At 65.9% G+C, this 23,806-nt stretch carries 18 protein-coding genes; 7 read left to right on the top strand and 11 right to left on the bottom strand.

Annotated features, from left to right (window positions below; translation table 11 throughout):
* Nucleotides 1–95: 95 nt before the first annotated feature.
* Nucleotides 96–704: a COG3650 family protein gene (locus ACK41U_RS11145; RefSeq protein WP_409679836.1), complete on the bottom strand. Its 609-nt coding sequence runs from the start codon at nucleotides 702–704 to the stop codon at nucleotides 96–98.
* Nucleotides 705–857: 153 nt separating this feature from the next.
* Here ACK41U_RS11145 and ACK41U_RS11150 point away from each other — a divergent pair, with 153 nt between their 5' ends.
* The gene (locus tag ACK41U_RS11150; protein ID WP_409679839.1) at nucleotides 858–1,355 is read left to right on the top strand and encodes a ferritin-like domain-containing protein; all 498 of its coding nucleotides are present in this window, start codon (nucleotides 858–860) and stop codon (nucleotides 1,353–1,355) included.
* A gap of 48 nt (nucleotides 1,356–1,403) precedes the next feature.
* Here ACK41U_RS11150 and ACK41U_RS11155 read toward each other — a convergent pair whose 3' ends face one another.
* Nucleotides 1,404–1,877, bottom strand: coding sequence for a sigma-70 family RNA polymerase sigma factor (locus ACK41U_RS11155; protein ID WP_409679842.1), 474 nt, complete (start codon nucleotides 1,875–1,877; stop codon nucleotides 1,404–1,406).
* A gap of 168 nt (nucleotides 1,878–2,045) precedes the next feature.
* Between ACK41U_RS11155 and ACK41U_RS11160 the strand changes: the two genes are divergently transcribed.
* Nucleotides 2,046–2,903 carry an SDR family oxidoreductase gene (locus ACK41U_RS11160; protein ID WP_409679845.1) on the top strand — a complete coding sequence of 286 codons (858 nt, stop codon included), beginning with the start codon at nucleotides 2,046–2,048 and terminating at the stop codon, nucleotides 2,901–2,903.
* Nucleotides 2,904–2,930: 27 nt separating this feature from the next.
* Here the strand turns inward: ACK41U_RS11160 and ACK41U_RS11165 are convergent, their stop codons facing one another.
* The gene (locus ACK41U_RS11165) at nucleotides 2,931–3,374 is read right to left on the bottom strand and encodes a hypothetical protein (protein WP_409679848.1); all 444 of its coding nucleotides are present in this window, start codon (nucleotides 3,372–3,374) and stop codon (nucleotides 2,931–2,933) included.
* A 188-nt stretch (nucleotides 3,375–3,562) separates the two neighbouring features.
* On the opposite strand from ACK41U_RS11165, the gene ACK41U_RS11170 reads away from it, so the two are divergent.
* Entirely contained in the window at nucleotides 3,563–6,019 is a 2,457-nt protein-coding gene (locus ACK41U_RS11170) for a PQQ-binding-like beta-propeller repeat protein (RefSeq protein WP_409679851.1), read from the top strand.
* A 15-nt stretch (nucleotides 6,020–6,034) separates the two neighbouring features.
* Here the strand turns inward: ACK41U_RS11170 and ACK41U_RS11175 are convergent, their stop codons facing one another.
* Nucleotides 6,035–7,630, bottom strand: a complete 1,596-nt coding sequence (locus ACK41U_RS11175; RefSeq protein ID WP_409679854.1) for a hypothetical protein — start codon at nucleotides 7,628–7,630, stop codon at nucleotides 6,035–6,037.
* A 2-nt stretch (nucleotides 7,631–7,632) separates the two neighbouring features.
* Nucleotides 7,633–8,271 carry a hypothetical protein gene (locus tag ACK41U_RS11180; RefSeq protein ID WP_409679857.1) on the bottom strand — a complete coding sequence of 213 codons (639 nt, stop codon included), beginning with the start codon at nucleotides 8,269–8,271 and terminating at the stop codon, nucleotides 7,633–7,635.
* Nucleotides 8,272–8,555: 284 nt separating this feature from the next.
* Between ACK41U_RS11180 and ACK41U_RS11185 the strand changes: the two genes are divergently transcribed.
* Entirely contained in the window at nucleotides 8,556–11,657 is a 3,102-nt protein-coding gene (locus tag ACK41U_RS11185) for a glycosyltransferase family 2 protein (protein ID WP_409679860.1), read from the top strand.
* 106 nt (nucleotides 11,658–11,763) lie between these two features.
* Here the strand turns inward: ACK41U_RS11185 and ACK41U_RS11190 are convergent, their stop codons facing one another.
* Both ACK41U_RS11190 and ACK41U_RS11195 read right to left on the bottom strand, forming a co-directional pair.
* The gene (locus tag ACK41U_RS11190; protein ID WP_409679864.1) at nucleotides 11,764–12,939 is read right to left on the bottom strand and encodes a nucleotide sugar dehydrogenase; all 1,176 of its coding nucleotides are present in this window, start codon (nucleotides 12,937–12,939) and stop codon (nucleotides 11,764–11,766) included.
* 155 nt (nucleotides 12,940–13,094) lie between these two features.
* Nucleotides 13,095–15,248, bottom strand: coding sequence for a malate synthase G (locus tag ACK41U_RS11195; protein WP_409679867.1), 2,154 nt, complete (start codon nucleotides 15,246–15,248; stop codon nucleotides 13,095–13,097).
* A gap of 305 nt (nucleotides 15,249–15,553) precedes the next feature.
* On the opposite strand from ACK41U_RS11195, the gene ACK41U_RS11200 reads away from it, so the two are divergent.
* The gene (locus ACK41U_RS11200; RefSeq protein ID WP_409679870.1) at nucleotides 15,554–16,786 is read left to right on the top strand and encodes an aromatic ring-hydroxylating oxygenase subunit alpha; all 1,233 of its coding nucleotides are present in this window, start codon (nucleotides 15,554–15,556) and stop codon (nucleotides 16,784–16,786) included.
* Nucleotides 16,787–17,878: a 2Fe-2S iron-sulfur cluster-binding protein gene (locus ACK41U_RS11205; RefSeq protein ID WP_409679873.1), complete on the top strand. Its 1,092-nt coding sequence runs from the start codon at nucleotides 16,787–16,789 to the stop codon at nucleotides 17,876–17,878.
* 15 nt (nucleotides 17,879–17,893) lie between these two features.
* Here ACK41U_RS11205 and ACK41U_RS11210 read toward each other — a convergent pair whose 3' ends face one another.
* Both ACK41U_RS11210 and ACK41U_RS11215 read right to left on the bottom strand, forming a co-directional pair.
* Nucleotides 17,894–18,679, bottom strand: coding sequence for a hypothetical protein (locus ACK41U_RS11210; protein WP_409679876.1), 786 nt, complete (start codon nucleotides 18,677–18,679; stop codon nucleotides 17,894–17,896).
* Nucleotides 18,680–18,711: 32 nt separating this feature from the next.
* Nucleotides 18,712–20,139, bottom strand: coding sequence for a dihydrolipoyl dehydrogenase (locus ACK41U_RS11215; protein ID WP_409679879.1), 1,428 nt, complete (start codon nucleotides 20,137–20,139; stop codon nucleotides 18,712–18,714).
* A 407-nt stretch (nucleotides 20,140–20,546) separates the two neighbouring features.
* On the opposite strand from ACK41U_RS11215, the gene ACK41U_RS11220 reads away from it, so the two are divergent.
* A complete protein-coding gene (locus ACK41U_RS11220; protein WP_409679882.1) occupies nucleotides 20,547–21,329 on the top strand; it encodes a DUF4394 domain-containing protein in 783 nt (260 codons plus the stop codon).
* An 86-nt stretch (nucleotides 21,330–21,415) separates the two neighbouring features.
* Here the strand turns inward: ACK41U_RS11220 and ACK41U_RS11225 are convergent, their stop codons facing one another.
* Both ACK41U_RS11225 and mutL read right to left on the bottom strand, forming a co-directional pair.
* Nucleotides 21,416–21,787 (bottom strand): DUF3775 domain-containing protein, encoded by a 372-nt coding sequence (locus tag ACK41U_RS11225; RefSeq protein WP_409679885.1) that lies wholly within the window; start codon nucleotides 21,785–21,787, stop codon nucleotides 21,416–21,418.
* 49 nt (nucleotides 21,788–21,836) lie between these two features.
* Entirely contained in the window at nucleotides 21,837–23,657 is a 1,821-nt protein-coding gene (gene mutL, locus ACK41U_RS11230; protein WP_409679888.1) for a DNA mismatch repair endonuclease MutL, read from the bottom strand.
* Nucleotides 23,658–23,806 lie beyond the last annotated feature (149 nt).

A 23,806-nucleotide genomic window follows, 5' to 3' on the forward strand; every position in this document is an offset into this window, starting at 1 on the left:
TTCACTGAAATATCCTCGGGGGGTCCGGGGGGCGAAGCGCCCCCGGCCGTCGCGGGACGCTCAGCCGCGCCCGACCCCAGAACCGGCCATCGCCGTCAGGGCTGAATCCAGCAGCAGCCCGTCAGCATGCGCGCGTCCTTGCCGGTCAGTACGGCAAGCGCGCGCATCCCCATGACCCGGTCCGACATGCCGTCGGAACACAGCTGCGGCGTGGCGGTCAGGGTGATCCCCTCGGCCACCACCGCACGGGTGGGGTCACGGAAAACGCCCGTGCTCAGGATCGCGCTGACCGGGCGGCGCTCTTCGACCATATCCGGGGTCGAATAGATCAGATCGGTGCCCGCGACGTGCATCGACCAGAATGGCTCGGTGCCATAGCAGCGAAAGCTGTCGGGCAGATGGCCCTCTTCCCAGACGTCAGTGCGATAGCTCAGGTAGCGCATCGAGACCCAACCCGAAACCTCACCCACCGACACACGGCCCCAGCTCCGCCCTTCTTCCACGACCTCGATCCGGGTCGCGTCGGGGGCGAGGGTGCCGATGATCTCGGCGCCCGCATTCGGAGCGGCGCGGATGTTCAGCACATCGTCCGGTGCCACGTCGGACACATCAAACAGGGTCGGCAGATAATACTCCTGTGTCGCGAATGCCGGGACGGCCAGGGTCAGCGACAGGATCAGCGCAAGCGGGGACAGAAAACGCATGGGGCACCTCTGGGCAGTGATCCCTTCAGCTTAGCGCGGCGCTGATGTGCGCGCGAGTCCCGGAGGCGTCGGGAACAATCGGCCTCCGGGCCGGTTAAGCAGCCCCAACACAGGCGGGACAGCCCCGCCGCTGCCCCATCGAAGGAGAGACGGATGACCACGAAGACATTGGACACTCTGTTTTACGCCACCCTGCGCGACGTCTATTATGCCGAGCGCAAGATCCTGAAATCCCTGCCCAAGATGGCGCGTGCCGCGCAGTCCGAAGATCTGCGCGCGGCGTTCAAGCATCACCGCGAGGAAACCGAAGTCCAGATCGAGCGTCTGCAGAAGGTCTTTGACCTCATCGGCAAGGCCGCACGCGGCAAGACCTGCGATGCGATCGAGGGTATCATCGCCGAAGCGGAAGAGATCATCGAGGACTTCGACGGCTCACCTGCGCTGGATGCGGGGCTTGTCGCCGCCGCGCAGGCGGTCGAGCACTACGAGATCGCCCGTTATGGCACCCTGAAGCGGTGGGCCGAGGCCCTGGGGATGGACGAGGCCGCGCGCCTGCTGGACGAAACCCTGGCCGAAGAGAGCGCGACCGACGAGAAGCTGACTGCACTGGCCGACAGCACCGCCAACCCCAAGGCGCTGGAAGCCGCATAAGACCGGCGCGCCCCGGCATCGTGCCGGGGCGTGGCGCCCGTCCGAGCCTCAGGCGTCCTCGTGCAGGGCGCGGCGCAGGATGCCGCGGGCGCGGTTCACGCGGCTTTTGATGGTGCCGATGTCGCAGTCCAGCACCTGCGCCGCATGCTGATAGCTTTCGCCGATCACCGCGACCAGCACCAGCGCCTCGCGGTAATGGACCGGCATGTCCCGCAGCGCCGCCTGCATTTCCCGCGAGGCCATGTGCCAGTCCTGCGTCGGCTGCATCACCGGGCCGCCGGACACGCAATCATCCGCCCCGGTGCGTTCGCGCGCCCGTTTGCGGCAATCGGTATAGAACCGGTTGCGCATGATGGTGAACAACCAGGCGCGCATATGGGTGCCGGGGCGATAACTGTCGGAATGTTCGATCGCGCGCAGCAATGTCTCCTGCACCAGATCCTCGGCGTCAGGGGCATTCCCGCACAAAGAGCGACCATATGCCTTCAGCGCGCGGACATGAGCTAGGATGTCATCTGACATGGGGCACTTTCGGCAGGTTTGGCTGAACATCGGGTCAATGCAGGACTGCATGTTTCAGTTCCTCAAGACCGCGCGCATGAGGCCGCGTTCGGCGGCAGGCCGCTGCCGCCCTGGAACAATCGCGGCCCGCCCCGGTTGCCAGCGCGGACGCAATTTCCGGAGGCCAAGATGAAAACCTATCCCAAACCGCCGTTCCCCAGACAGACGCAGGATCTGCCCGGCAGCTTTCGCAAGATGGACCCGGTGCCGGATCACGGCGAAGACTCGTGGGTCGGCGCAGGCCGGCTGGAGGGGAAGGTCGCGTTGATCACCGGCGGCGACAGCGGCATCGGGCGCGCCGTGGCCATCGCCTATGCCCGCGAGGGCGCCGACATCGCCCTGTCCTACCTGTCCGAGACCGCGGACGCCGCATCGACCGCAGAACTGGTCGAGGCCGCAGGGCGACGCTGCCTGCGCCTTCCGGGCGATATTGCCGATGCGGAGCATTGCCGGTCGCTGGTGGCCCAGACGGTCGACAAGCTGGGCGGGCTGGATGTGCTGGTGAACAACGCCGCCCATCAGCGCCTGTTCGACCAGATCGAGGATCTTCCCGATGAGGAATGGCAGCAGACCTTCGCCATCAACATCCATTCGATGTTCTATCTGTCCAAGGCCGCGATGACGCATCTGGAAAACGGCGGCGCGATCATCAACACCTCCTCGGTCAATGCCGACATGCCCAATCCGGGGCTTCTGGCCTATGCCACGACCAAGGGCGCGATCCAGAACTTTACCGCCGGTCTGGCGCAGATGGTGGCCGGGCGCGGTGTGCGGGTGAACTGCGTGGCGCCCGGCCCGGTCTGGACGCCGCTGATCCCCGGCAGCTTCGAGGCCGAGGAAACCGCCGAATTCGGCGCCAAATATCCGATGGGGCGGCCCGCGCAGCCGGTCGAGCTGGCCTCGGCCTATGTGATGCTGGCCGAGGATATGTCCAGCTATGTCTCGGGGGCGACCATCGCGGTGACCGGCGGCAAGCCGATCATCTGACCCGAGGGCGCGCGTGGCCGCCGCGGATCAGCGCGGCGCGTCGCCGGAAAGGTCTGCGGATGCGGCCAGATCGGCGATGCGGCGGTATTCGTCGGCCAGCGCCAGTTCCTCGGCCGCGTCCTCGACCGGGACGGCGCCGGGGTCTTCCTGCCCGTCACGCATGACCGTGCGGGTGTCGATCCAGTCGGTCAGGGTGCGGCGGTCAGACTGTGGCAAGGATGCGACAAGTTGCGCCAGCACGCGTCGATGCGCCAACAGACGCGCCTCCAGACTGGCCACGAGTTTCGGACTGTCGGTCATGGTCTGCCTCTCTTCTGATGGTCCGGGCTGGCCGGATGACGCCAGCTTGTCCGACAGTTGCCGCGCAAGCGCCTGCAAAACGTCCGAGACGGGCTCATCCTGCACCTGACGGCCCATCGCGGCCAAGGCCTCGGTCACCTTCTGGTCGTCATCCTGTTGGTCGCGGGCCATCGTTATCTCCGTCAGATGCCTTCAGATATAACTGAGATCAACGGCGCGGCCCATGTGGCTGATGCACCGGCGCCCGGTTTTTTCCGGCAGTGTGGCCGGGCACAGGGACAGTCCGGCGGGAACCCGCCCGTCGGGGCGGCGTTCCGTCACGAATGCGCGACACGCATATCCCGGCAATGAGGTCTGACATGTCCCCCACCCGCCCTGCGACTGCGCCGCATCTGACACCATGGGCGCGGCTTTTGCTGGGGCTTCTGGGACTGGTTCTGCTGGTCCTTGGCGGGGGAACCGCGTGGTTCGGGGTGCAGCTCGCATGGGCCGGGGGCAACTGGTACTACATGATCGCGGGCGTGCTGCTGGCCGTTGCCGGGCTGGCGCAGATCGGCGGGCTGGCCCGCGTCGGCGTGCCGCTGCAGGCGCTGGTGCTGCTGGGCACCGTGATCTGGTCGCTGTGGGAGATCTGGGGCAAGGGGTTCCTGCCTGCCTGGGGCGCAGATTTCGCGGGTCGCGTCGGCGTCATCGCGGCGCTGTTCCTTCTGTCGGCGCTGATTGCCGCCGCGGGCACGCCCCGGACCCTGCGCGCGCCCGGCCTGCTGCGGCTGACCTTTGGTGCCACGGCGGTCGCAGGGATCGCCGCCCTCGGGCTGATCGCGCTGTATTGGGAGCGGGTGCAGAGCCCCTCGGATCTGGCGCAGATCGCCCCCACGCCCCTGCCCGAGGGGTTGAACGATGCCGGGGAATGGCCCGCCTATGGCGGCTCGGCCCATGGTCAGGCGTTCACGCCCGCCCGCCAGATCACCCCGCAGAATGTCGCCGGAATGACCGAGGTCTGGCGCGCGCGGACCGGCGACCTGCCACCCAACGACCGGGTGTTCTATTCGGCCCAGAACACCCCGACCGTGGTCGAGGGGCGGCTGTTCACCTGCACGCCCAGCAATCAGGTGCTGGCGCTGGACCCGGCAACGGGCGCGGAACTGTGGCGTTTCGATCCCGGCGCCACCCCCGAGGATATGGAATCGCTGTTCTCGGCCGCCTGCCGCACGGTTGTCCATTACCGCGTGCCGGATGCAACGGGCCCTTGCGCCGCGCGCGTCCATGTCGCGGTGGTCGATGGCCGCATGTATGGCCTCAGCGCCGAGACGGGCGAGGTCTGTGCCGGTTTCGGCGATCAGGGGATCGTCGATCTGACGCTTGGGATGGGGATGCAGGAGACCGGGCTGGCCTCGTCCACCTCGGGGCCTGCGCTGGTGGGCGATGCGCTGATCGTGGGTCAGCAGGTCAGCGACAATCAGCGCCGCGATGCGCCCTCGGGCGTGGTGCGGGCCTATGATGCGGCGACGGGCGATCTGCTCTGGTCGTGGGATGCGCTGCGGCAGGGTCAGTCGCAGGAGCCGCTGGCCGAGGGCGAGGTCTATCCGCGCGGCACGCCGAATGTCTGGAACATCATCTCGGGCGATCCGGCGGCGGGGCTGGTCTATATCGGCACCGGGAATTCGGCCAACGACCACTGGGGCGGCTCGCGCACCCAGCCCGAGGACCGCTTTACCTCGGCGGTTGTGGCGCTGGACCTGGCGACGGGCGAGACGGTCTGGGATTTCGCCACCGTCACCCACGATCTGTGGGATTACGACATCGGCGCCCAGCCCATCGTGGGCGAGGTGACCATCGACGGGCAGACCGTGCGGGCGGTGATCCAGGGGACCAAGACCGGCTCGATCTTTGTGTTCGACGCGGCGACCGGTGAGCCGCTGACCGATATCGAGATGCGCCCCGCCCCGCAGGGCGCGCTGCCCGGCGACTGGACCGCAGAGGCGCAGCCGCAATCGGTGCGCTATCCGAATTTCGCGGCCCTGCCCGGACCCGAACCCGAGGTGATCGACGCCCGCCACGCCTTTGGCATGACGCCGCTGGATGCCGCGATGTGCCGGCTGGAGTTTCAGCGGATGCGCTATGAGGGGATGTTCACGCCACCGACCGACGATCCGGGCGGGATGCTGCTGTTTCCGGGCACGATCGGCGGGCTGAACTGGGGCGGTCTGGGGCTGGACCGCGACCGCAACATCCTGATCACCAACCATTCGCGCCTGCCCAACAAGGTCGTCATGGTCCCGCGCGACGAGGTGGCCGAGCTGCCCGTTGGCATGGGCGGCGCCCGCCCCGATCAGGAGGTGGCGCCGCATTACTTCTCGCCCTATGGCGTGGACCGCCCGATCTGGCTGTCGGCGCTGGAGGTTCCCTGCATCGCGCCGCCCTGGGGCTTTGTCGCGGCCACCGATCTGGACAGCGGCGAATTGCTGTGGAGCCAGCCCCTTGGCACCGGCTTTGACACGGGCCCGCTGAACCTGCCCACGTTCCTGAAGCTGCCCATCGGCACCGCCAATGTCGGTGGTCCGCTGGTGACGGCGACCGGGCTGACCTTTATCGCGGCCAGTCAGGACAACTGGCTGCGCGCCTACGAGACCGCGACCGGGCGCCTGCTGTGGCAGGGGCGCCTGCCCGCGGGCGGGCAGGCATCACCGATGAGCTACGAGGTGGATGGCCAGCAATATGTGGTCATCACGGCAGCAGGGCATGAACGGCTGCTGACCGATATGGGCGATTACATCGTGGCCTTCGCGCTGGAAACGACTGATGGCGGCGGGTGATCCCCCGCCGCGCGGCTAGTCCGCCTTGCGTCGCCGCAGCGACCGCAGCCCGGACGCGACACTGCGCATCGGACGGGTAACCCGCCAGGAGGTGCTGGCCAGCAGCCCCTCAACCTCTGCATGACGTGCCTCGGCCAGCGCGCGCATCTCTTCGGTCTGGCTGTAGGCCTTGGCCAGCTCGTTCCGCGTGGACGCCACCTGCTTGCGCGCGGCCGCTATCTCGGCGGCCCGACGCTCCAGCATGGCGGTCAGCGTTCTGATCTCGTTCTGACGCTGATGGGCCAGTTCTGTCGCTTCGTCGCGCGAATCAACGGTTGCCTGCAGCTGTTCTGCCACTTGCACCAGTGAGGATTCACGTGATTTCAGCCGCTGTTCCTGCGCAGCGAGGCGGGCGTGCAGATCGTCCCGCTCGGTCGTTGTGACATCAAGCCGGGCCTTCAGTTCCTCGGCCAGTTCGTTCGCCTTGGCACGTGCAGCTTCAAATTCGGCCACCTCGCGCTCGTGGGCTTCGGTTGCAACCTGAACCTCGGACAAACGCTGGTCGGCCAAGGTGCTGGCCGCGTCGCGGGCGTCGAGTGCCTCCTGTAGCTCGTCGCGCAGTTGCGCCAGCGAGGTCTCGTGCGATGCGAGTTGCTGTTCCTGTTCGGCAAGGTGCGACAGAAGGTCGTCGCGCTCTGTGGTGACGGATTCAAGCTCGGCTTTGCGCGCTTCGGCCAGTTCGGTTGCCTTGGTGCGGGCGGTTTCGACCTCGGCCAGCCCGCGTTCATGCATGGCCGTCAATGCCTGCACGTCGGACAGGCGCTGATCCATCAGCGTCCTGGCCTCGTCGCGCGCCTGCATCGTCGCCCGCAGATCTTCGGCCATCTGAGCCAGCGACATCTCGCGCGTCTGAAGCTGCTGTTCCTGAGCATCGAGACGGCCCAGCAATTCGTCACGCTCGGCGGTCAGCGCCTCGACCTCAGCCTGTCGCACCTGGACAAGCTGGCGCGCGCTGGCGCGGGCCTCTTCCATGTCCGTCAGCCCACGCTCGTGGATCGCGGTCATGGTCTGGACCTCTAACAGGCGCTGATCGGCCAGTGCCTTTGCCTCTGCGTGCCCCCGGGTGAGCGTCTCCAGCCTGTCGGCCATCCGGGCCAGCGCAACCTCTCGCGCGGCCAGTTTCTGTTCCAGATCGGCCTGATACGCCGCCAGGCCGCCATCCGGCCCAAGGTCCGGATGCGGATCGGCATGGGCTTCGTCGTTCGCGCATGACGTGCACTGCGATCTGTCGTCGCATCCGTTCAGCATGGCACGCAACTGCCGGGCTGTGCTGCGCTGCTGATCGGCCAGCGCGGACAGGTCTGCAAGCTCTGCTTTCAGGTCCGTCAACGCCGCCGTCATGACAGCCCCCGGTCCCGACTTTGAGCGCCGCCGCGAGGTTGGGCGCGGGGCCAGGGCTGTCAGCTGTTCGGCCAGTTCGGACAATCGCGCCTGAATCCTCGCGGCTTCCGCAAACTGCCGGGCTTCGGCTTCGTCGGAAAGAGGAGCCCCGTCCTGATCGGGCAGGGTGGCCAGAGGCTGTTCTGCGCTGCCGGATGCGGGATCGCCCGCAGCCGTCTCATCCGTGGTCATGGTTAATCCCTTTTGTTCGACACGTCGGTCTGCGGAAGCTGATAGGCCGCACGCCCATCTCCGTGCAGCACGACATCAAAATACTGCGCGATCGCAAAGCCCATATGCTCGGGCTTTAGCAGACCCGGCTCGACATGGAACTCGGCCATGCGGCCGACCATCCTGACAGGCTGGATGATATTCTCCACCTGCCGGTATTTCGGGCGGTCCGTATAATCATCGAACAATACTGTCACCGGCTGCGTGGCGCGCAGCATGGTGGTCATCAGGCAGGCGGTCCGGAAGCGGCCGTCGATCAGCACCACATCCGGATGGCGAAAGAAGGGCTGGTCCCAGACGCCGTTCGGGTAGGCGTGATAGTTGCGCCATGCGCGGTCATCCAGCGCGCGGCCCCATGGGCCGGTGGGGCCGATATCTGCATAGTGAATCACGACCGTTGCCAGTGGCCCGGACGCTGCGATCTCTTCGCGCAGGTTGTCCGCCCATTCGGGATCGCTTTCGACGCTCATGACCAGCCGCTTTTGCAGCTTTGCCGCGCCGCGGGTCGAATCACCCGAACCGTATTCAAGAATCACCTGTCCCGTCCGGTATGCGTCCTGGATATGGGCTGCTTCAGCCTCGGGCATGCGGACAATGGTCATCTACGGATTCTCCCTGCGCGTCGCATCTGATCTGCCAGATTTGTTACCCGAAAGCCCTGCGCAGCGCCATGCCTTGCAATAAGTACGCACGTCAAATCTAAAATTCTGCGGTGCAGCAAAATACAATTTTAGCGTGTATGGCTGCTTGCGCCACAGCAAATGTACGTGCATATAGGCGGAAAAATGCTTAGCGACAAAAAGTGGTTTGCGAAGTCCAGACAAAACGCCCAAGTCACGGGTAACAATCCCGTAAGTTCCGGTCCCTACTGCGCGAGTAAAGCCCAATGACACCTGATGAGCAAATTCGCCTGATGAAATCGTCTCAGCACATTCACAGCAATTGGTACCGCGACACCTATCCGGATGTCGCCGCCCTGGGCATCGACCCGGCGCTGCACTATCTTCGCTACGGCGCAGCAATGGGTCGCAATCCGGGCAAGCATTTTGATACCCGGTTCTATGTGACCAACCACCCTGAGGTTGCAAAGAGCGGCCTGAACCCTCTGGTTCACTATCAGCTGCACGGCCGCAAGATGGGGCTTGCGATCAAGCAGCCCAAGTCGCCCGGCCTGAAGCATGTCGCGTCAGTTCGGGCCAAGCTGCTGTCGCTTGGTTTCACCGAGCGCGCGCTGGCCGAGCTGGAAGAGATCCGCACCGACGCCAAGCGACCCGAAACGAGGGCCGTCGCGGCACGCGAGCTGGCCCTGTGGCACATGCGGGACAAAACCCCTGAGGGCTATCGCGAGGCGCTGCGCCTTCTGGACTGCGCGCGCACCGATGCCCCCAATCTGGCGTTCCGGCGCAAGCTGTCGGTTGTCGAGCTGCTGTGCCACCATTCTCTGGATGATCGCGAGGAAGCTCTCGCCTGCTATGACCGCGCAGTAAATACGGGCGAGCTGAGCCCCGATCTGATGCTTGCCTGCTCCAATCTGGAGTCGGAGGCCAGCGGGCGGTTGGACCTGATGAACCGGGTTCTTGAGCATTACAACCTTGCGCCGGTTGCGCTGAGCGGTGACGAAAACCTGTCCGCATATGACCAGCTGACGGCGGCCGAAGACCTGCTGCGCATCGAGCAGGGGCCAAAGGTGACGGTTCTGATCGCGGCCTATGACGCGGCGGACACGCTGCCGACGGCGTTGCGGTCCTTGCAGCAGCAGACCTGGCAGAACCTTGAAATTCTGGTGCTCGATGACTGCTCGCCCACGCATGACACCTGCCGCGTGGCCGAAGAGTTCGCCGCCAGCGATTCGCGGATCCGCGTGATCCGCATGCCGCAAAACGGCGGCGCCTATGTCGCGCGCAACCATGGGCTGGACGAATCGACGGGTGAGTATGTCACTCTGCACGATGCCGATGACTGGTCCCATCCGCAAAAGATCGAGACGCAGCTGCGCTTTCTGATGGGGCATCCAGACGTGGTGGGGTGCCTCAGCGATCAGGCGCGCGTGTTCGCCGACCTCAGCTTTACCCGTTGGGCGGGCGAGGGCGTCTTTCTGATCCCGAACACCTCCTCATTCATGTTCCACAAGCCGCGCATGAAAGACAGCCTTGGCTATTGGGACACCGTCCGCTTTTCTGCGGACAACGAATTGATCCGGCGGATGCAGGCGGTGTTCGGCAAGGATTCGGTCCGCTTTCTGCCCACGGGTCCGCTGTCGTTCCAGCGCGACTCTGCGACCTCGATCATTGCGGACGCGGTGATGGGGGTGAACGGTTTCTTCTTTGGGGTCCGGCGCGAATATCTGCACGCGCAGTCGCATTACCGCAAATTGCCGGGCGCAGACCTGAAATATTCGGGCGATCGCAGCGATCGTCCCTATCCGGTGCCGCTGCTGATGCTGCCGGACCGGGCCCGGCAGATCGAACAGCAAAAATACCTTGATGTCGTGATTGGCGCCGATCTGCGTGAGGGCGGAGGCGCAGAGGCGCTGGTGCTGGCAGAGGTCCGCAAGCTGCGTGATGCGGGTCTGTCGGTGGGCGTGTTCGAAAAGAACCGCTATCGCAACACCTCGGTCGCGGGCACACAGATCGCGGCCGGGGCCCGCACCGCATTATGGGATATGGGCGCACGCATCCTGTCCTTTGGCGAAGAGGTGGCGTGCGACAGGCTGCTGTTCATTGATCCGGGTGTGCTGGAGGACCGGCAGCGCTATCTGCCCACGATCGTCCCCTATTCCGTGGACCTGATCGTGGATGGCACTGTCCGGATCGGCGGCGACACCGAAGCAGACGTTGTACAGCACATCGGCAAGTCGATTTCCGAAGTCATCTCGCAATACGAAGTCGTCCCGATTTTCTACGCCGCGAATGAACAGTCGCAGCAGCTCCTCAAGGATGCAAAGGCGCATCTGGGGATGAAGATGCTGGCATCTTCAAAATACTGGAACGCCACTCTGGTGCATCAGAAGAAGCACGAGCAGTATGCAGAAATTTGGAAAGCGAACATCAATAACGGAGTAATTTACGCCAAGAAGCAAGACGCCGCCGGTCGTGAGAAGAAGGCAGTTCTTGGCAGCATCGGCAAAACATCAGGCGCGGCCTTGGCGGACATTCCCCGTATAGACCTGAAGACAGGCGGACAGGTATCCGCGTCGCGGACCGCGATATTGCAGTGCGAGTTCGGGGGGCACCGTTTCGACTACCTGTGGAGCCCCAAGCCGGGAGCAGATCGACTGTTCGTCTTGTTTTCGGGGGACGCACAACGAAAGCGCAACAATCCGCCCGTGTTTCAGAGATGGAGCTGGGCTGAGCACTTCCCCGGACACTGCCTTTACGTCTCGGACCCGATGCTGCACATGGCCGATGATCTCGGTTTGGCATGGTATGCCGGAACAGCAAAACTTGATCCGTTGGAGGTCATCATCCGGCGCGTTAGAGCGATGCTGCCGCTCGTTGCGCTGGCGTCCGAAGATGTGGTCACCTACGGCTCAAGTGGCGGCGGTTTTGCGGCCTTGCGGATGGCCGCTATGATGCCTGGGGCGACAGCTGTTGCAATCAATCCTCAAACGAACATCGCTCGCTACCACTCTTATGCGCCAAACCTATACGCGCGAACTTGTCTCGGGCGTGCTGACCGGCATATGGCCCTTGCCGATTTCCCGAAGCGGATGGATTTGCTGCAGCACACAGATGAGCTGTCCAAGCGGCGAATCATTCTCCTGCAGAACCTCGTGGACGAACATCATTATGATGGCCACTATCTGCCGTTCTGCGCGGCGATGGGGGTTTCCGGCGAAGACAACCGCGATTCGGGCCTTTTCCGGCGTATGCTCTTCAGACACGATGATGGTCATAGCAAAGCCGAAACCCCAGACGCATTCGCTGCGGCAATGGAAATACTGCGGGCTGATTTTGCGGATACCGCGCGGGCACGGCAGCGCGCCTGACGCGTGGCAAACGGCGACGAGCTCCGGTAGACCAATAGGCGGGGCGTGATCGAATAGAAAAAAGGGGGCAACTGGCCCCCTTTCGCATTTCGTGTGTCGGGTAACCTTAATCCGCGCCGAACAGATCGCGCGTATAGACCCGGTCGCGGACAGCTTCGAGATCTGCGCCCAGACGGTTGGCGACGATCACCTCGGCCTCGGTCCGGAAGGCGTCAAGGTCGCGCACCACGCGAGAGCCGTAGAACTCGTCCTCGGCCATGGCGGGTTCGTAGACGATGACCTCGATCCCCTTGGCCTTCAGTCGCTTCATGATGCCCTGCACCGCGCTTTGGCGGAAGTTGTCCGAGCCCGATTTCATCACCAGACGGTAGATGCCCACAACACGCGGCTTGCGGGCCAGAATGTTGTCGGTGATGACGTCCTTGCGGGTGCGGTTCGCCTCGACGACGGCGGCGATCAGGTTCTGCGGCACGTTGCTGTAATTGGCCAGCAGCTGCTTGCTGTCCTTGGGCAGGCAGTAGCCGCCATAGCCGAACGAGGGGTTGTTGTAGTGCCGCCCGATCCGCGGGTCCATGCAGACGCCGTCGATGATCTGGCGGGTGTCCAGATCATGGGTCAGGGCATAGCTGTCCAGCTCGTTGAAATAGGCGACGCGCAGGGCGAGGTAGGTGTTGGCGAACAGCTTGATCGCCTCGGCCTCGGTCGGGCCGGTCAGCAGAACCGGCACATCGCTGTCCAGAGCGGCCTCGGACAGCAGACTGGCGAAGGCCTGACCGCGCGGGCTGTTCTCGCCCACGACGATGCGCGAGGGGTGAAGGTTGTCGTGCAGCGCGCGGCCTTCGCGCAGGAATTCCGGCGAGAAAATCACCTGATTGCAGCCAAGGCGTTCGGACACATCGGCAGTGAACCCGACCGGAACCGTCGACTTGACCACGATCGTGGCGTGCGGCGCGTATTGCATCACGGTCTTGATGACGGTCTCGACGCTGGAGGTGTCAAAGAAGTTCGTCATCGGGTCATAATTCGTGGGCGTGGCCACAATCACGAAATCGGCGCCGGTATAAGCGGCCTCAGGATCGGTCGTCGCGATCAGATCCAGTTCTTCCTCGGCCAGATAACGGGCCATCTCGACATCATGGATCGGGCATTGGCGGGCGTTCAGCATCTCGCAACGGCGGGTGTCGATGTCGATGGCGCGGACGTGGTTATAGCGTGCCAGCAGCACAGCATTGGACAGGCCGACATAGCCGATCCCGGCGACAGCGATGGTTTTTCCTGACATTTCGGCGGGCTCTCTTATTGTTTGGCGCACGGCATGAAAGGCCGTCGCCGAGGTTATGACCCGCGCGTGTAAAGATTTGAACAAACAAATGAAAAATAGATGGGCAAATGTTGCAGCAAGGCCCTAATGCGGCCCTGCTGCGCAATTCCTCGCCATCAGGCGGCGGAGTTCTGCGCTTTTGCTTCTTTGCGCCGGGCATGCAGCGCGGGTTCGGTATAGCCCGAGGGCTGCGTCGTGCCGGTCAGAATCAGGTCGCGCGCGGCCTCGAAGGCGGGGCCGTCAAAGTCCGGCGCCATCGGGCGATAGGCCGGATCGCCCGCGTTCTGGGCATCGACCTTGGCGGCCATGCGGCGCAGCGCCTCCTCGACCTGATCGCGGGTGATCAACCCGTGCTCCAGCCAGTTGGCCAGATACTGCGCGCTGATGCGGCAGGTGGCGCGGTCTTCCATCAGGGACACGTCGTCAATGTCGGGCACCTTGGAACATCCGATGCCCTGATCGACCCAGCGCACGACATAGCCCAGAATGCCCTGCGCGCTGTTGTCCAGCTCGCGTGCGACCTCGTCGCGGGTCAGCGGCGTGGTGGCGATGGCGGGGGTCAGCAGCAGGTCCAGACCGGGCAGCGGTTGGCCTGCCAACTCGTCCTGACGGGCCGCGACATCGACCATGTGATAGTGCATCGCATGCAGCGTGGCGGCGGTGGGGCTGGGCACCCATGCCGTCGAGGCACCCGATTTCGGGTGGCCGATCTTGATCTCCAGCATCTCGGCCAGCGCGTCGGGCTTGGCCCACATGCCCTTGCCGATCTGCGCGCGGCCCTTCATGCCCGCCGCCAGCCCGATCAGCACGTTGCGATCCTCATAGGCCTGCAGCCATGTCGCGGCCTTCATGCCCGCGCGGCCCACAAAGGCGCCCGCCTGCATCGAGGTGTGGATCTCGTCGCCGGTGCGGTCCAGAAAGCCGGTGTTGATGAACACGATCCGGTTGCGGATCGCATGGATGCAGGCGGCGAGGTTGGCGCTGGTGCGGCGTTCCTCGTCCATCAGGCCCAGCTTGACGGTGTTGGCGGGCAGGCCCAGCACCTGTTCGACATGGGTGAACACGCGGTCGGCAAAGGCGGCCTCGTCGGGGCCGTGCATCTTGGGTTTGACGACATAGACCGAACCGGCGCGGCTGTTGCCCAGACCTTTGGCGCGGTTCAGATCGTGCATGGCGCAGGCCACGGTCACCATCGCATCCATCAGCCCTTCGGGCGTCTCGACGCCGTCTTTCAGCACCACATCGGTGGTCATCAGATGGCCCACATTGCGCACCAGCAACAGCGCCCGGCCCGGCAGGGTCAGGGTGCTGCCATCGGGGCGGGTGATCTGGCGGTCATCGGCCAGACGGCGGGTCAGGGTCTTGCCGCCCTTCTGGAAGCTTTCGGTCAGATCGCCCTTCATCAGGCCCAGCCAGTTGGCATAGACGGCGATCTTGTCCTCGGCATCGACGGCGGCGACGCTGTCCTCGCAATCCTGAATGGCGGTCAGCGCGGCCTCCATCACCACATCGCGCAAGCCGCTGGCCGAGGCGGCCCCGATCGGGTGATCCGGGTTCACGACCAGTTCGACATGCAGCCCGTGATGGCGCAGGACATAGGCGGTATCGCCGCCCTCAACCCGCGTGCCGACAAAGGCCGCCGGATCGTCCAGACGCACCGGCTGTTCCGCGATGGTGGCAACCAGCCCCTCGGCGTCGGCACCATAGGCGCTGACGGCGGTGTGGCTGCCGGCCTGCAGCGGGAAGGTCCGGTCAAGGAATTCGGCGGCCTTGGCGACCACCGAATCCCGCCGCTCGGGGTCGATGCCACCTCCCGCAGGTGCAGGCCCCATCACGTCCGACCCATACATCGCATCATAAAGCGAGCCCCAGCGCGCATTCGCCGCATTCAGCGCAAAGCGGGCATTGCTGACCGGCACCACCAGTTGCGGCCCGGCAAGGCTGGCGATTTCCGGGTCCACATCACCGTTTTCAACAGCATAGGGCGCGGGATCGGGGGTCAGGTAGCCGATCTGGGTCAGAAATTCGCGATAGGCCGTCGCATCCCACGGCTGATTGCCATGCGCCTTGTGCCACCCGTCAATCTGGGCCTGCAATTCGGCGCGGCGGTCCAGCAGGGCGCGGTTTTCGGCGGCAAAGCCGTCCAGCAGTTCGGCATAGCCCTGCCAGAAACGGTCGGCCCCGACCCCGGTGCCCGGCAGCACCTGCGCCTCGATGAAGCTGACGAAATCCTGATCGACCTCAAGCCCGTGACGGGTGACGCGTGCCATGCCTTCCTCCTGATGCAGTTGCGGGCGTGGGGGGCCCTTGAAACACCCTCTACGACAGATGAAAGATCATGCCAAGCCAAGCGGAATATTTTTCCAGAAATGGAAAAAGGCAAAGAGGGCTTTGGCCCCGAAAGAAGGCATCCGGTCTGGCTGATGGCGGCGGACGGGCATCGCCGCATTCTGCCGCGGTTATCTGCCGCGCATGTCTGTTTCCGTGGGCCGAGTGTCGCAATCCTGCCAGTCGCGCGCCGGGGCCGGGCTAGGGTGGGGCACCTCAGCCCGCTCTACAGGAGTCGAGCCGCGCCATGACGACCACACTGACCACCGGCGAATTGATCGCCGCCCGCATGCCCGGCCATTCGCTGCCCCGCGATCTGTATTGCGGGCCGCAGGCGTTCCGGGACGATCTGGAACAGATCTGGTATCGCGAATGGCTGTTTGCGGGCCCGGCGGCGGCGCTGCCCAAGACCGGCAGCTATGTCACCCTGCAGATCGGCGATTATCCGGTGATCCTGACGCGCGGGGCGGATGGCCGCATCCGCGCCTTTCACAATGTCTGCCGCCATCGCGGCCAGCGGTTGTGTGCCAAGGACAGCGGCACCAACCCCAAGCTGGTCTGCCCCTATCATCAATGGACCTACGATCTGAACGGCAAGCTGCTGTATGCCCGCGATATGGGCGAGGGTTTTGACGCCGCGAAATACGGCCTGAAATCCGTGCATTGCGTCGATCTGGGCGGAATGGTGTTCATCTGTCTGGCCAAGGTTCCGCCCGCGATCAATGAGCTGGCAGCAGGCCTGATGCGCTATGCCGCGCCCTCGGGGCTGGCGGATGCCAGGGTCGCCCATGTCTCGACCATCGTGGAAAAGGGCAACTGGAAGCTGGTGATGGAGAACAACCGCGAATGCTATCATTGCGGTGGCTCGCACCCCTCGCTCTGCCGGACCTATTCCGACGATCCGCTGATGACGGTGATGGAGGGGCCGAATGCCGCCAGCCCCGAAATCCTGGCCCATTGGGACCGCTGCGACGCGGCGGGGCTGCCCTCGCGCTTTGTCAATGCGCCGGACATGCAGTGGCGCATGGCGCGGGTGCCGCTGATGGACGATCAGGAAAGCTTTACCATGTCGGGCAAGGCCGCCGTGGCGCGACGCATGGGCCAGATGCCGTGGAACGACGCGGGCAGCCTGATGTTCTATCACTTCCCGTCCAGCTGGAACCACTTTCTGCCCGACCATGCGATCGTGTTCCGCATCATGCCCGTCAGCCCGACCGAAACGCAGGTGACGACCTGGTGGCTGGTGCACAAGGATGCGGTCGAGGGGGTCGATTACGACCTCAAGACGCTGACCGAGGTGTGGCTTGCCACCAATGACGAAGACCGGCAGGTGGTCGAGGAAAATCAGGCCGGCATCCTGTCGCCCGCCTACGAGCCCGGCCCCTATTCCCCCACGCAAGAGGCGGGGGTGATCCACCTTGTCGACTGGTATTGCGGGCTGATGGCCGCGCGTCTCGGGCTGCGGCAGGCAGCGGAATAGATGGCCAGACCTCGCCAGAACTGGACCGCCGAGCCCTGGTCGGATGACGAGCCGCTGGAATGCGTCATGATCGTGCCGGAAACCCGCGACACCGCCACCTTTATCTTTCGCGCGCCGTCCGGGGCGTGGTTCGACTATCAGCCGGGGCAGTTTGTGACGCTTGACCTGCCCGTGGACCCCGCCAAGGGGCCGGGGGGCAATGTGCAGCGGACCTATACGATCAGTTCGTCGCCCTCGCGGCCGCTGTCGATCTCGGTCACGGTCAAGGCGCAGGCGGCGTCGGTCGGCACGCGCTGGATGCTGGATCATCTGCGGCCGGGCATGCGGCTGAAAGCCTATGGACCGGGTGGCATTTTCAGCTTTCACCGCCACCCCGCGCCGAAATATCTGTTCATCTCGGCGGGGTCGGGGATCACGCCGATGATGTCGATGACGACATGGGCCTGGGACCGGGCGCAGGACACGGACATCGTCTTTGTCCATGCCGCGCAGCGCCCGTCCGACATCATCTTCCGCGACCAGCTGGAACATTACGTCGCCCGCGTGCCGGGCCTGCAGCTGCGCCTGACGGTCGAGCAGCCCGAGCCGTTCCGCGTCTGGCATGGCTATCAGGGCCGCCTGAACAGCCTGATGCTGGGCCTGATGGCGCCTGACTATCTGGACCGCGAGGTGTTCTGCTGCGGCCCCGAGCCTTTCATGCAGGCCGTGCGCGAGATGCTGACCGCGCTTGGCTATGACATGGACCGCTATCATCAGGAAAGCTTTGGCGCCCCCGTCGCGTCCGAGGCCGAGGCGCCGGTGATCGAGGATGTGGCCCCGGACGAGGATGCCCGCGCGCAGGTGGTCTTTGCCGCCAGCGGCGTCACCGCGGCCTGTGCCGAGACGGATACCGTGCTGGCGGTGGCCAGGCGGGCGGGGCTGAACATTCCGTCGGGCTGCACCTTCGGGCTGTGCGGGACCTGCAGGATCCGCAAGCTCTCGGGCGAGGTGCATATGGTTCATAACGGCGGCATCAGCGATGAGGACATCGCCGAGGGCTGGATTCTTGCCTGTTGCGCCAATCCGATGGGCAAGATCGCGGTCGAGGTCTGAGCGGGGGTCGTTCGGTCAGACGGCAGGGCGGGCGCGGCTTGCTTCCGCGTGTTCCAGCCGGGTGGCGGCGCGGCGCAGCGCCAACAGCAAGGCGCGGCTGAATTCTCCGGGCTCAAAGCTGCGATAGCCGGAATGGGCGACGACAAGGTGGCGCAGATCGGCGCAGTCGGCGGCCAGCCCCTGAGCCCAGACCCGGAAATCGCGGACGGCACCGGGGCCGGGCGACAGGGCGCGCGGCAGGGTCGGGTGCAGGAACATCCTTGGCGGCGGCAGCACGCCCCGCAGCAGGCGCGGCACCGGCAGCAGGTTCAGCGTGTCGTCCACATGCAGCGTGCGGCTGGCCTTGTGCCATGCCAGCAACGAGCCTGCGTGGACCTGCTCATCCGCGCTGATATAGTCGATGCCAGCAGGCAGCGAAAACGCCAGATCATCGGCGAAGCGCGTGGCGACCGTTTCACTTTCGACGGCGGCGTCGGCCCATGGCAGATGTGGCATCCGCGCCCGGTGGCGGGCCGAACCGAAAAGCTGGGCCTGCGGAAAGTCGCGGTGCATCGCCGCGCAATGCAGCGTGTGGAACGGATGCAGGTTCAGCACCGCCTCGACCGCCTGCCCGCCATCGGTCAGCGCCATGACCCGGTCGCGCAGATCGCCCGAAAGCTCATAGCTGTCCAGAAACACAAAGCGCCCCGAGGACAGCTGCACCAGCGAGGCATGCGTGCCGACGTTCAGCACCCCGCCGATTTTCAGATTGCCCCGGATGTTCCACAACCCGTGGCCCAGATCCAGAAAGTTCCCCGTCATGTCGGCCTCTGCTGTGCTTTCGCCCGGCATCATCACGACCCCGCCGGGCAGCCGCTGTCGCGGTTGGGTGGTTGCGGCAGGGCGGCCTGCCTGCAAATCTGACGCAGGGCCGGGCGCAGCCCTTCCTCCAGCGTTGGGTGGTAGAACGGCAGGGCAAGCACGTCGTCCGCGCTTGCCCCGGTCTGGATCGCCCAGGCCAGCAAATGGGCAAGATGCTCGCCCCCCGGCGCGCAGAGATCGGCACCGGTCAGGCGCCCCGTGGCATCGGCATGGATCCGCACCAGCCCCTGGTTCTGACCATCGACGCGCGCGCGGCCCTGATCGCCGTAATCCGAGGTGGCGCTGATGGCAGCCGCCTCCGCCGCGACACCGATCGCGGCCAGAGGCGGGTCGGTGAAGGTCAGCGTGAACGGGATGCTGCGCCGGGCCGCTGCGACATGGGGAAAGCGGGCGGCATTGCGACCGGCAATGGCGCCCTCGTCCGAGGCTTCGTGCAGCAGCGGCGCATCGGCATTGGCGTCGCCCGCCAGAAAGACCGGGGCATCGCCGCATTGCATGGTGTCGCGGTCGAACACGGGCGTGCCCCGGTCATCCAGATGCAGGCCGCTGGCAGGCAGGTCCAGCCCCTCCAGCGCGGGCGCCCGGCCTGTGGCGATCAGCACATGGTCAAACAGAGCCTCGCCATCCGCGCAGCCCTGCGGATCATCCTGGTGCGCCTGCCAGCTGATGCGAACCTTGTCGCCCGCGCGCGCGGCGCGGGTCGAGCAGCCAAGCCGCAGGATGACGTCCTGCGCGACCGCTGCCCGCAGGGCTGCGTGAACATCAGGGCAGCGCGCCTTGCCCAGCACAGCCTGCCCGTCAAAGAGGGTCACCTCTGCACCCAGCCTGCCCATGGCCTGCGCGATCTCCAGCCCGATCGGGCCGCCACCGACCACGGCGAGGCGGCGTGGCAGGTCGGGCTGGTCGAACAGTGTGTCGGTTGTCAGCACCGCATCGCCCAGATCGCGGAACGCATCCGGGATCACCGGGGCCGAGCCGGTGGCGATCACGATGGCACGCGCCCTGATGCCGCGACCATCCGTCAGCACCAGCCTCCCCGGTCCGGCAAAGCGCGCCCGGCCCCGGATCGCCGCCCCTTCGGGCAGGTCATCAAAGCTGTCACGGGTCAGACGTGCAAAGCGGTCCCGTTCCCGCCGGACGCGCGCCATCACGCGGGGGCCGTCGATCCGAAGGTTGCCGGCGCTGATGCCGAACTCTGCTGCCCGCCGCGCGTGATGGGCCGCGCGGGCCGCCGCGATCAGCAGTTTGGAGGGCATGCAGCCCGCCGTCGCGCAAAGCGTGCCGTCGAAATCGGGGTCGATCAGCAAGGTGCGCGCACCTGCGGCCCGTTCTGCGGACAGACCGGCACTGCCCGCGCCAATCACGGCGACATCGCAGGTCAGCGTGGCGGGCCGGGTCATAATGCGCCCCTGGCGCGCAGGGGCCGGGGCTGGGGCCGGGTCTTGGGCAGGGGCCTGGGCAGGGTCGAAAGGTGCGGGGGCATCGGCGTGTCCTTGGAGTGGCGCAGGTCAACGGGCAAACGGGCGGGGCGTTCCTCTGCCCGCTGCGAATTCTGCCGATCGGGTGGCGCCTGCGACAAGGCGCCCGGCCCGGCCTCGTGCTGCGACGCCATGTTGCACCGCCGGGCGCGCGACCCTGGGGGCGTGCCGCGGGCAAGGGGCGCGGCACGCAATGGGCCACTCTGGCGGCAGGGCGGGCGATAACAAGTTCGTTTTAAATGCGTCCGATTGCGCCGCTGCTGCGTAATTAAGGGCAATGGCTGCGACACGCGCAGTCTGTGACGACGCAGAAACGAGAGGAAAATCTGATGTTCCGCATTGCTGCCTATTCGACCACCGCACTGGCCCTGTCGCTGTCGGCTGCCGCTGCCGCGCCTGCCATCGGCCTTGCCGGGGACCGCACATTGGTGATGTTCGACACCGAGAGCCTCGAAGTGACCGGCATGATGGAAGTCGAGGGCGTGACCCGCCTGCATGGCATCGACCTGCGCCCGGCTGACAACACGCTGGTCGGCGTCACCGATGACAATCGCATCGTGACCATCGACACCGCCACCGGCGCGGCAACCGACCTGTCCACCATGGACACCGACCTGCCCGACACCGACGCGCAGGTCGTGGTTGACTTCAACCCCGCCGCCGACCGTCTGCGCCTGATGACCGGCGTCACCAACCATCGCGTGAATGTCGATACCGGCGAGGTCGCGGTCGATGGCGAACTGGTCTTTGAATCGGGCGACGCGAACGAGGCCGCGACGCCGATGGTTGTGGCCGTCGGCTATACCAACAGCTTTGGTCAGCCCGAGGAAACGGCGATGTTCGACATTGATGCGGGTCTGGGCGCGCTGCTGCAGCAGACCGCACCCAATGACGGCATTCTGGCCACCATCGGCGATCTGGGCATCGCAGAGCCCGGCGATCTGATGGGTTTTGACGTGCAGACCACCGAGGCGCTGGAAAACACCGCGTGGCTGGTGACGAACAACACCCTCTACACCGTTGATCTCGAGACCGGTGCCGCGACCGAGGCGGGCCCGATTGCGGGGGCCGAAGCCGACATCCGCGACATCACGATCATGCCCGCGATGTGACCGCCTTCCACAGGCATCAGACCGGGGCGCGAAGTTTCGCGCCCCTTTTTCATGCGGCGTGGCCGGACCACCCCGAATAGCGCGTCTCAGACCGGCTTTTGCAACTGATCCTCGATTTCTCCGGGCGAGATGCCAAGCGCGTCCAGCCCTGCCTCCAGCAGGTCGGCCAGACGTGGCTCGCCCATCAGATAGTCGGCGGTGGGTGAACTGCGCTCGGTGCGGGCGGTGGTCATCGCCTCGGCCAGTTCCTCGGCCTCGAAACTCTCGCGGCCGATCCACATCAGCGCGACAAGGCTGGCCTGCTCATCCTCATTCAGCCCGTCGATGAAATCGTGCAGCTCGGTGCGCGTGCTGTGCTGACGGCGGCTGCCCTGATGGGCCCAGGCATTGACGCCGCTGTCATAGTCGCGGGCGCGGATGATGACATGGGCGATCTTGTCCAAGGCGATTTGCAGCATGATGCACCTCCTGTCGGGCGCCCTACTGTCGCCCTGCGGCGGCGCCGGGTCAATCCTTGCGCCCGAACAGACGCTCAATATCCGACAATTGCAGTTTGACCCAGGTGGGCCGCCCGTGATTGCACTGGCCGGATCGCGGCGTCCGCTCCATCTCGCGCAGCAGGGCGTTCATTTCGTCGGCATTCATCCGCCGTCCCGACCGGACCGAGCCATGGCAGGCCATCGAGGACAGCACCGCGTCGATCCGCCCCCGCAGCCGGTCCGAGGCGCCCTGATCGGCCAGATCGTCCAGAATGTCGCGGATCAGCGCCGCCCCGTCCAGCCGGGGCAGGGCGGCGGGCACCTCTCGGATGGCGATGGCGCCGGGGCCGAAGGGCTCGATCACCAGCCCCAGCGCCGCCAGAACATCGGTCAGCGACAGGATCGTGGTGGCGTCGGCCTCGGGCAGGGTCACGATTTCGGGGATCAGCAGCGCCTGCGTTGCAATGCTGCGCGCCTCGGCCTGCGCCTTCAGCCGCTCGTAGACCAGCCGTTCATGGGCGGCGTGCTGATCGACGATGATCATCCCGTCTTCGGTCTGGGCGATGATGTAATTCTCGTGGATCTGCGCCCGTGCGGCGCCGAGCGGGGCCGAGACCGGGGCTGCGTCCTCCGCAGCCTCGAACCGGGCCGAGGCCGCGCTTTCGGCAAATCCCGTGTCCAGCATCGGCGTCGGGGCCTGCGCCTCCAGCGCCGCCCGGATCGCCGGGGCCGACGGGTGCTGTGCGCGATAGCCGGGGTGCGGCGCATGCGCCTCCGGGCGGAACGCCTGCACCGTCGCCTCGCCCAGGGTGGCCGAGGCGCGGTGCCCGGCCCCGGCCATGGCGTGGCGCAGCGCGCTGACCAGCAGTCCGCGCGCGGTCTGCGGATCGCGGAACCGGACCTCGGCCTTGGCGGGGTGGACGTTCACATCGACCAGATGCGTGTCGCAGGCCAGATACAGCACCGCCGCCGGGTGGCGCCCCGGTGCCAGCACATCCATATAGCCCGCCCGCAAGGCGCCGGTCAGCAGTTTGTCGCGCACCGGGCGCCCGTTCACATAGACATGCTGCGCCACCGCCGCGCCGCGCGAATAGGTCGGCAGCGCCGCAAAGCCGGTCAGGGTGATCCCGTCGCGCTCGGCGTCCAGCGGCAGGGCGTTGTCGATGAATTCCGCACCCATGATCCGGGTCAGGCGGGTGGTCAGGGCGCCGAACAACTCGCCCTGCTCGGCATCGGCGCGGAAAATCTCGCGCCCGTCGGCGGTCAGGGAAAAACCGACATAGGGCTCGGCCATGGCGAGGCGGCGGACGGTTTCAGCCACGGCCTGCGTCTCGGCCCGGTCGCCGCGCAGGAATTTCAGCCGCGCGGGCGTGGCAAAGAACAGGTCGCGCAGCTCGACCACGGTGCCGCGATTGGCCGCGGATGGGCGCACCGGCGCGATGCGGCCGCCGGTCACGGCGATCTGCGCGCCCTCGGCCCCACCCGCGCGCGAGGTGACGGTCAGCCGCCCGACCGCGCCAAGCGAGGGCAGCGCCTCGCCCCGGAAACCAAAGCTGGTGATCGCCAGCAGGTCGCTGCCGTCGATCTTGCTGGTGGCGTGGCGCGACAGGGCCAGCGGCAGGTCATCCGCCGTCATCCCGCAGCCATCGTCGCTGACCCGGATCAGCCGCCGCCCGCCCTCTTCGATGGCGATCTCGATGCGCGCGGCGCCTGCGTCCAGCGCGTTCTCGACCAGTTCCTTGACCGCCGAGGCCGGACGCTCGACCACCTCGCCCGCCGCGATGCGGTTGGCGGTGGCCTCGTCCAGCTGCCGGATGATGGGGCGGATATGGGGGGCGTGGCTGTTCATGGCGCTAAATCTAGCAGGCCCGTCCCGCCTCCGCCAGAGATTCGGCCACGGGGCCGCGCAACCGCGCCGCGCCCCCCGGACCAGGGGGCGCGGGGCCCCCGCCGGCGCGCCGGGGCGGGGAGTACGCCCCCCCAGGGGCCGCGCCCCCC

The sequence above is a fragment of the Paracoccus sp. (in: a-proteobacteria) genome (genome assembly GCF_046289755.1).
Lineage (GTDB): Bacteria > Pseudomonadota > Alphaproteobacteria > Rhodobacterales > Rhodobacteraceae > Paracoccus.

Excerpts from the sequence above, each read along its gene's own strand:
- ACK41U_RS11145 (WP_409679836.1), bottom strand. The coding sequence starts at position 704 with ATGCGTTTTCTGTCCCCGCTTGCGCTGATCCTGTCGCTGACCCTGGCC.
- ACK41U_RS11150 (WP_409679839.1), top strand. The coding sequence starts at position 858 with ATGACCACGAAGACATTGGACACTCTGTTTTACGCCACCCTGCGCGAC.
- ACK41U_RS11155 (WP_409679842.1), bottom strand. The coding sequence starts at position 1,877 with ATGTCAGATGACATCCTAGCTCATGTCCGCGCGCTGAAGGCATATGGT.
- ACK41U_RS11160 (WP_409679845.1), top strand. The coding sequence starts at position 2,046 with ATGAAAACCTATCCCAAACCGCCGTTCCCCAGACAGACGCAGGATCTG.
- ACK41U_RS11165 (WP_409679848.1), bottom strand. The coding sequence starts at position 3,374 with ATGGCCCGCGACCAACAGGATGACGACCAGAAGGTGACCGAGGCCTTG.
- ACK41U_RS11170 (WP_409679851.1), top strand. The coding sequence starts at position 3,563 with ATGTCCCCCACCCGCCCTGCGACTGCGCCGCATCTGACACCATGGGCG.
- ACK41U_RS11175 (WP_409679854.1), bottom strand. The coding sequence starts at position 7,630 with ATGACCACGGATGAGACGGCTGCGGGCGATCCCGCATCCGGCAGCGCA.
- ACK41U_RS11180 (WP_409679857.1), bottom strand. The coding sequence starts at position 8,271 with ATGACCATTGTCCGCATGCCCGAGGCTGAAGCAGCCCATATCCAGGAC.
- ACK41U_RS11185 (WP_409679860.1), top strand. The coding sequence starts at position 8,556 with ATGACACCTGATGAGCAAATTCGCCTGATGAAATCGTCTCAGCACATT.
- ACK41U_RS11190 (WP_409679864.1), bottom strand. The coding sequence starts at position 12,939 with ATGTCAGGAAAAACCATCGCTGTCGCCGGGATCGGCTATGTCGGCCTG.
- ACK41U_RS11195 (WP_409679867.1), bottom strand. The coding sequence starts at position 15,248 with ATGGCACGCGTCACCCGTCACGGGCTTGAGGTCGATCAGGATTTCGTC.
- ACK41U_RS11200 (WP_409679870.1), top strand. The coding sequence starts at position 15,554 with ATGACGACCACACTGACCACCGGCGAATTGATCGCCGCCCGCATGCCC.
- ACK41U_RS11205 (WP_409679873.1), top strand. The coding sequence starts at position 16,787 with ATGGCCAGACCTCGCCAGAACTGGACCGCCGAGCCCTGGTCGGATGAC.
- ACK41U_RS11210 (WP_409679876.1), bottom strand. The coding sequence starts at position 18,679 with ATGACGGGGAACTTTCTGGATCTGGGCCACGGGTTGTGGAACATCCGG.
- ACK41U_RS11215 (WP_409679879.1), bottom strand. The coding sequence starts at position 20,139 with ATGACCCGGCCCGCCACGCTGACCTGCGATGTCGCCGTGATTGGCGCG.
- ACK41U_RS11220 (WP_409679882.1), top strand. The coding sequence starts at position 20,547 with ATGTTCCGCATTGCTGCCTATTCGACCACCGCACTGGCCCTGTCGCTG.
- ACK41U_RS11225 (WP_409679885.1), bottom strand. The coding sequence starts at position 21,787 with ATGCTGCAAATCGCCTTGGACAAGATCGCCCATGTCATCATCCGCGCC.
- mutL (WP_409679888.1), bottom strand. The coding sequence starts at position 23,657 with ATGAACAGCCACGCCCCCCATATCCGCCCCATCATCCGGCAGCTGGAC.